The following is a 2,777-nucleotide window of genomic DNA, read 5'->3' on the forward strand; positions in this document are numbered from 1 at the left end:
ACCGCCGGCCCCGGATCCCAGGTCGCCTGGAAGCGGTATCCGGTCCTCGGCGAGGGTAGTTACCGAGGTACGCTCCAGGCTGCTGGGCGGGCCAGTGCAGTGGTGCCGAGACCGGCGGATTCACAAGGTGGCCCACCGGAGAGTGCGTAACTCCGGCGGGCCACGAGGAAAACGATAGCCGCGCCGGTGGTTCCGCCGCAGCGTCCAATCGGCTGAGATCCACCGCCTAGTGGAGGAAACTTCAACCCTCGAAGCCGCTACTCGGCCTTTCGTCCGATGCCGGCCCAATACCACGCGCTGTCGGCGTCGTCGACCGCGGTCGGGCGGTCGGTGAGGTGCGGGCGCCACGCCGCGACGGGGACGATTCCGGGGTCGACGAGCGTGGTGCCGTCGAACAGTGCGGCGGTCTCGGACTTGCCGCGAGGGTGGAAGGCGATGCCGGAGGTCTCCGCGGCGGCGACGACACCGGCCATCGCGTCGGGATTGAAATCGGCTGTGGGGTGGGTGATTACGAGATAGCTGCCGGGAGCGACGCGGTCGAGCAAGGTGTGGATGATCTCGCGAGGATTGTCGCTGTCGCGGAAGTACATCATGATCGCGACGAGCATGATCGCGACGGGTTGCGACAGATCGAGCGTTTCGGCGACCGCGGGGTGGTCGAGGATGGAGCGAGGGTCGTGCAGGTCGGCGTGAATGAAGCGGGTGCGGCCCTCGGGGGCGCTGTCCATGAGCGCGCGGGCGTGAGCGAGCACGATCGGGTCTTTGTCGACATAAGCAATGCGGGCGGCGGGGGCCAGTTGCTGGGCGACTTCGTGCGTGTTGCCCGCGGTCGGGATGCCGGTGCCGATGTCGAGGAACTGAGTGGTGCCCGTCTCGGCGACCAGATATCGGACCGCGCGGGCGAGGAAGGCTCGGTTGGCCTGGGCCATGGTCTTGATGGTGGGTACGTGCTCGGCGATGGTGTCACCCAGTGCCCGGTCGGCCGGATAGTTGTCTTTGCCGCCGAGCCAGTAATCGTAGACGCGGGCTTCATGGGGGACGGTGGTGTCGATCTCTGTCGGCAGGGACGTGCCAATGGTGTTGTCGGACATAGGATTCGGGTCTAACTCCAGAGTTCGGTGGCGGGCATGGTGCGGAGGGTGTCGATGATGTCGGCGGTCCGCTCGGGCTGGGCGGCGCACACGGACAGGCGATCCCAGATCGCGTGGTAGTGGTCGAGATCGCCGGGCTTGTCGAGGAAATGAGCGCCGGTCGGGTGGCTGAAGTAGACGAGATCACTGAGTTCGGGCGCGCCGAAGCGCAGGACCGTGAAGGGGACACCGCTGATCGCCGGGCCGCCTATATGGTCGGGCAACACCTGGATGGTGATGTTCGGCCGGGCCGCCAACTGCACGAGGTGATCCAATTGCGCGTGCCAGACGTCGTGGCCGCCGACAGGGCGACGCAGCGCGGCTTCTTCGATCACGAACCACACCTTGGGTGGGTCGAGGCGGGTGAGTAGATGCTGGCGGCGCACGAGCAGTTCGACTCGACGCTGGATGTCGGCCGTGGCTTCACGATGGGCGATGGTGTAGACGGTGTGCGCGTATGAGGGTGTGTACACCAGCTCGGGTATCAAACCCGGTGCGTAGCAGCGAATCAGCCGCGAGGCGTCCTCGAGGGCGACATAGGTGTCCAGGCGCAATGGCACCAGATCGTTGTCGGTTTCCCAGCGCCCCACGGCATTCGCGCGTTGCGCCAGGCCCAGGAACTCAGCGCGCACTTCGGCGTCATCGACGCCGTAGAGGGTCAGCAGGTCGTTGACATCGATGGCGCGAAAGCCCACCCGGCCGCTTTCGATACGGCTGATCTTCGAGTGTGAGGCCCGTATTCTCTGGCCGGCGGTCTCTCCGCTGATCCCGGCCGCCTCGCGAAGTCGACGCAAGCGTGCCCCCAACACGCGGCGCAGCAGCGCGGGATCCTCTTCCGGGCCGTTCGTGTCCGCGGTGGCTGTGGCGAAGGCTCGGTTCTCGATCACTGCCACTCCTGTCGGCATCCCAATGGCGTACTCGAGTGTGCCACAACCGAATACGTCACGCTCCCCGTGCGGAGCGCACGTGCCGATGCACGTGCATCGCGCTATGGTGGGTCTTGCGCGGGGAAGTATTGATCGACCGGCAGAGGCCGGTGTCGAGGAAAGCGCATGACGAAGATCAACCGCATAGCCAGGGAACCCGTCGCTCACCAGGGCGGACGGATCGGAATCGCTGACGTCGTATCGAATTACGGCATCGAGGAGGTGCACCGCAGGATAGCCCAGCTGCGTGCGACCGGGCTGCCGCACGCGGCGACGGCGATCGAACGGGAACTCCGATCGACGTGAAAACTCGTCGACAGCAACATGTTCCGTCACGGTCGCCCATCGGCGCGCACCGCCATCCAGCTTGCTGGTAGCACCAGCCACCTGTCCAATTTCTCAGGCTTGTCATTACATGCCGCATTCTGGGCACGTGATCATGAGGCATGAGATTTCCCCCGCGCATCGGCCGAATTTGTACGACGGTGGCCGTTCTGTCCACCCTGCTCGTCGGCGGCGCCGTCACCGCGGCCCCCGGGTCCGCGGCCGTTGGCAGCATCTGTGGCAGCGCACTGCCCTCGGAGGCGCATGACACGCTGGAATTGATCGAGGACAACGGGCCCTTCCCGTTCCCCCAGGACGGCACCGTTTTCAAGAACCGGGAAGGCATCCTGCCGAGCCAGGCCGTCGGCTACTACCACGAGTACACCGTCATCACGCC

At 65.7% G+C, this 2,777-nt stretch carries 4 protein-coding genes; 2 read left to right on the forward strand and 2 right to left on the reverse strand.

The annotated features are described in order from the left end of the window. Positions 1-257: 257 nt before the first annotated feature. Positions 258-1,091 (reverse strand): SAM-dependent methyltransferase, encoded by an 834-nt coding sequence (locus ACWELQ_RS42880; RefSeq protein WP_452402714.1) that lies wholly within the window; start codon positions 1,089-1,091, stop codon positions 258-260. An 11-nt stretch (positions 1,092-1,102) separates the two neighbouring features. Further along, on the reverse strand, positions 1,103-2,017 hold the full coding sequence (locus tag ACWELQ_RS42885) for a helix-turn-helix domain-containing protein (protein ID WP_452402715.1): 915 nt from the start codon (positions 2,015-2,017) through the stop codon (positions 1,103-1,105). A 165-nt stretch (positions 2,018-2,182) separates the two neighbouring features. On the opposite strand from ACWELQ_RS42885, the gene ACWELQ_RS42890 reads away from it, so the two are divergent. Then, on the forward strand, positions 2,183-2,362 hold the full coding sequence (locus ACWELQ_RS42890; protein ID WP_452402716.1) for a hypothetical protein: 180 nt from the start codon (positions 2,183-2,185) through the stop codon (positions 2,360-2,362). Between the two features lie 179 nt (positions 2,363-2,541). Next, a partial coding sequence (locus ACWELQ_RS42895) for a ribonuclease domain-containing protein (protein WP_452402717.1) occupies positions 2,542-2,777 on the forward strand: 236 nt, incomplete at its 3' end.

The sequence above is a fragment of the Nocardia sp. NPDC004722 genome, assembly GCF_053601505.1.

Coding starts and splice junctions, on each gene's coding strand:
- ACWELQ_RS42880 (WP_452402714.1), bottom strand. CDS start 1,091: ATGTCCGACAACACCATTGGCACGTCCCTGCCGACAGAGATCGACACC.
- ACWELQ_RS42890 (WP_452402716.1), top strand. CDS start 2,183: ATGACGAAGATCAACCGCATAGCCAGGGAACCCGTCGCTCACCAGGGC.